We start from the raw sequence: 3,648 nt of genomic DNA, 5'->3' as shown, positions 1-3,648 counted from the left end.
GCCCGGTGGTTCATCGGCCGCGTTTCCTTCCCCCTCCGCGAGTCCAACACCCACAACAACGAGTCCAACACCCACGACAACGAGTCCAACACCCACGACAACGAGTTCAACGTTCGCGACAACGAGTTCAACGTTCGCGACAACGAGTTCACAACCGTTGGCTAATTCGCGACGGTGGCGAGACCTGCTATCGGGTGCGGCGGAAGTTGCGGGCGGCGATGACGGCGCCCGCCGTGGCCGTGGCGGCCACCAGTCCGATGGCGGCCGCCAGTGCCCATCCCACCGGCTTTCCCAGGCACAGGGCCCTGATCGCGTCGATCGCGTAGGTCACCGGGTTGACCGTGGAGACCACCTTGATCCACCCGGGCATCGCGTCCACCGGCATGTAAGCGCTGGAGGCGAACATGAGCGGGAACATCACGATGAACGAGATGGCCTGCATGGTCTCCGGCTTTCCCTGCCATGTAGCCAAAGCGACGAAGACCCAGCCCATGCCCCAGCCGAACACGATGGTCAGCGCCACCGCCGCGACCACTCCGCCGGTTCCGGCCGGGGTGAAGTCCAGGACCGCCACCGCCACCGCGATCGCCACGACGACCTGAACAGCCAACCGGACCGCGTCCGACAGCGTCCTGGCTACCAGGACGGAGAAGAGGCTGATCGGCATTGTCCGCAGCCTGCCGATGAAGCCGGTGTAGATCTCCGTCAGCATCCCGATGCCCGAGCTCATCGCGGTCGTCATGGCGATGTTCACCAGGGTGGCGGGCATCAGGTAGTTGATGTAGCCCTGGTACTCCACAACCCCGGGCAGGCTGCCGATGCCGCTGAAGACCTGGCTGAACAGCAGCAGCATGACAACCGGCTGCAACAGGCCGAAGAACACCAACCGGTAGTCGCCGAAGGCGGTGCGCAGGGAGCGCAGGGTCAGGACACGGATCTGGGTGGACACAGTGCTTCCCGCCCAGCCGACCCGCCTGCCCAGGTAGAGCTGGACGGTGTCGTCGTCGCGGCCCCTGGTGCGCAGGGCGTGGCGGCTCATGCGGGGGTCCGGGCGGCGCGGTGGAGGGCGATGTAGACGTCGTCCAAGGTGGGTTCGGTGACGGTCAGGTCCAGGGGGATGACCGACCAGGTGTCCAAGGCCCGCACCAGTGCCGAGATCTCGCGGCCGGTGGCGACCGGGACCGTGACGGCGCACAGCGGTTCGTCGGCGAGTGGGGCCATGCCCGCGAACATCAAGGCGTCGGCGGCGCGGCGGGTGATGAAGGGGTCGGCGAAGGTGACCTTGGCGGTGCGGGTGCCGACCCTGGACTTGAGTTCCGCGGGCGTTCCCCTGGCGACGATGTGCCCGCCCGCCAACACGATGATGTCGCGGGCCAGCCGGTCGGCCTCGTCGAGGTACTGGGTGGTCAGCACGACCGAGGTGCCATTGGCGGCGAGCTGCTCGACGAACGTCCACAGCTCGCTGCGGCTGATCGGGTCCAGGCCAGTGGTGGGCTCGTCGAGAAACAGCACGTCGGGCTTGCCCAGCAGGCTCGCCGCCAGATCCAGTCTTCGCTTCATGCCGCCGGAATAGGTGGCGGCCTTGCGGTTCGCGGCCTGGACGAGGTCGAACATCTCGATCAGCTCATCGGCCCGCGCCGCGGCCCGGCGGCCGCCCGCGCCCAGGAGGCGGGCGATGAGGATCAGGTTGGCGCGGCCGCTCAACGTCTCGTCCACGGCCACGAACTGGCCGGACATGCCGATGCACTTGCGCACCAGGTGGCCCGCCTCGACGACGTCGAAGCCGCACACCGTGGCCGTGCCGGTCGTCGGGAGGGCGCGGGTGGCCAGGATGTCGACCAAGGTCGTCTTCCCGGCGCCGTTGTGGCCGAGGATCCCGAGGATGGTGCCCGGGCCGACCGCGAGGTTCACATCGACCAGCGCGATCACCGGGCCGTAGGACTTGCCCAGGCCGACGACACTGATGCGCGGTCGTTGCATCCCTGATCCCGTTCGCCTCGACGCCCCATTCCCAACCGTCAACATACCGAGCGAATCCGCTGCTCAGACCGCACAAAGCAATTTGGAAACCGATCACCGCGCGGTTACTGCGGGCCGGGTGGACTGCCGTTCGAAGAGTTATCCGGAAATGACAACTCACGCCGAACGCGGATCCGGCAGCGGTGCGTAGTACTCACGGGAGCGGCCGTCGGCGTCGAACGCGCCCATGATCCGCTGGGCCGGGACCTCGATCATCCAGTAGCTCAGGTACGCCACCGGAACGGTCACCCCGAGCAGCAGCGCGGCGGTGACGAGAAAGGCGGTCGGCCCGGGCGCCGGGGTGGGCAGCAGACCGGCGCTGTCGAGCACCCGCAGCAGCGGCTCGTGCCAGATGTAGAGGCTGTAGCTGACCATGCTCAGCGACAACATCGGCGGCCACCGCAGCCAGTACGGGCCCGGTCCGGTGCTCAACGCGGTCGCCGCGATGAGCAGCATGATGCCCGTGCCGAAGAACGTGTGGCTGAACGTGTCCGGCAGGTGCGCGTACCGCAGCCACACGCCCACTGCGACGACCGCGCCGCCGCTGAGCCCGACCAGGGTGCGCACGGCGGCGTGGGGCCCCACCGCACACCCGCCGCGGACGCCACCGCCAGCAGCAGGCCGACCGCGAAGATGTCGAGCTTCGCCACCGGGTTGAACCAGATCGACCAGCTCTCGACCGGGAAACCGCGCACATAAACCGCCCAGCACTTGTACAGCAGGCTGACCGCGATCAGACCCGACGGTACCGCCACCATCACGGCGATCCGCTCGCGGCGCGACGCAACGGGCGCCAGGTACCGCTGGCCGAGCGAACCCAACAGGGCCAACAAGAGGTAGAAGTGCGCCTCGACGCCGAGGGTCCACGCGGGCCCGTCGGTGTAGAAGATCTTCTCGTCGCTCCACACGTGGGTGAAGGTCAAGTGCAGCAACAGATCCCGCCAGTCGCCCGGCAGCACCGGATTGCTGATCGACCACACGACCAGCACCACGATCATGTACAGCGGGATCAGCCGGACCGCCCGCCGCAGCAGGAAAGCCCGTGCGGGCCTCGGTTTGCCGACGCCGAGCACCGCCTTGGCGTAGGGCAGTCCGAGCAGGAACCCGGACAGGATGAAGAACATGTCCACCAACATGTCCGCGTTCATCAGCACGTCGTGCCACAGCGTGCCCTGCAGCGGCCACGTCCAGTCCGCGCCGTACCTGTTGTGCTGGTAGGCATGGAAGATGATCACCACGAGCGCGGCGAGCGCCCGATAGCCCTCCAGGTCGAACTTGCGCTGCGTGGGCTCGGTCATGTCGACCGCTCGCGGGGCGTGACGATCCACTGGCGCTCACCCATCAGCTCCTTGAGGTGCGCGACGCGGCTGATCAGGTTCTTCAGCTCCGTGTAGAACAGCGTCGACGCCACCAGGTACGCGACGAACCAACGCCGTCTGCGCCGGATCTCCGGCGCGGCCAGCCGCCACGCGAACAGCACCATGACCGGCCCGGCCGTCAGCGTGTACAGCGACGTGAGCACGAAGGTCGGGATCGCCCAGTCGAGGTTGCCCGGCCCGCCCGCGCGCCACGCCAGGAACGCGATGACCGGCACCATCTGCAGCGACAGCCACGGGTACACCTCGCGCC

The 3,648-nt window shown here is 67.8% G+C and carries 5 protein-coding genes; all 5 read right to left on the bottom strand.

All coding sequences use genetic code 11. The features are described from left to right. Window positions 1-187: 187 nt before the first annotated feature. Window positions 188-1,039 (bottom strand): ABC transporter permease, encoded by an 852-nt coding sequence (locus ACRDSQ_RS28685; RefSeq protein WP_431425328.1) that lies wholly within the window; start codon window positions 1,037-1,039, stop codon window positions 188-190. Then, on the bottom strand, window positions 1,036-1,980 hold the full coding sequence (locus tag ACRDSQ_RS28680; RefSeq protein WP_431425326.1) for an ABC transporter ATP-binding protein: 945 nt from the start codon (window positions 1,978-1,980) through the stop codon (window positions 1,036-1,038). Before ACRDSQ_RS28680 ends, ACRDSQ_RS28685 begins: the two co-directional genes overlap by 4 nt. Before the next feature lie 156 nt (window positions 1,981-2,136). Further along, window positions 2,137-2,475 carry an acyltransferase family protein gene (locus ACRDSQ_RS28675; protein WP_431425324.1) on the bottom strand — a complete coding sequence of 113 codons (339 nt, stop codon included), beginning with the start codon at window positions 2,473-2,475 and terminating at the stop codon, window positions 2,137-2,139. After that, entirely contained in the window at window positions 2,448-3,317 is an 870-nt protein-coding gene (locus ACRDSQ_RS28670; protein WP_431425323.1) for an acyltransferase family protein, read from the bottom strand. Before ACRDSQ_RS28670 ends, ACRDSQ_RS28675 begins: the two co-directional genes overlap by 28 nt. After that, window positions 3,314-3,648, bottom strand: a 335-nt coding sequence (locus ACRDSQ_RS28665; RefSeq protein WP_431425321.1) for a hypothetical protein, incomplete at its 5' end; no start/stop codon positions are given. The genes ACRDSQ_RS28665 and ACRDSQ_RS28670, both read right to left, overlap by 4 nt.

This window comes from Actinokineospora sp. (assembly GCF_050699995.1).
Classification (GTDB): domain Bacteria; phylum Actinomycetota; class Actinomycetes; order Mycobacteriales; family Pseudonocardiaceae; genus Actinokineospora.
This window is presented reverse-complemented; position numbering and strand designations above follow the sequence as displayed.

Bases quoted from the DNA above. Each gene is read 5' to 3' on its own strand.
- ACRDSQ_RS28675 (WP_431425324.1), bottom strand. From the start codon at position 2,475: ATGCTGCTCATCGCGGCGACCGCGTTGAGCACCGGACCGGGCCCGTAC.
- ACRDSQ_RS28685 (WP_431425328.1), bottom strand. From the start codon at position 1,039: ATGAGCCGCCACGCCCTGCGCACCAGGGGCCGCGACGACGACACCGTC.
- ACRDSQ_RS28670 (WP_431425323.1), bottom strand. From the start codon at position 3,317: ATGACCGAGCCCACGCAGCGCAAGTTCGACCTGGAGGGCTATCGGGCG.
- ACRDSQ_RS28680 (WP_431425326.1), bottom strand. From the start codon at position 1,980: ATGCAACGACCGCGCATCAGTGTCGTCGGCCTGGGCAAGTCCTACGGC.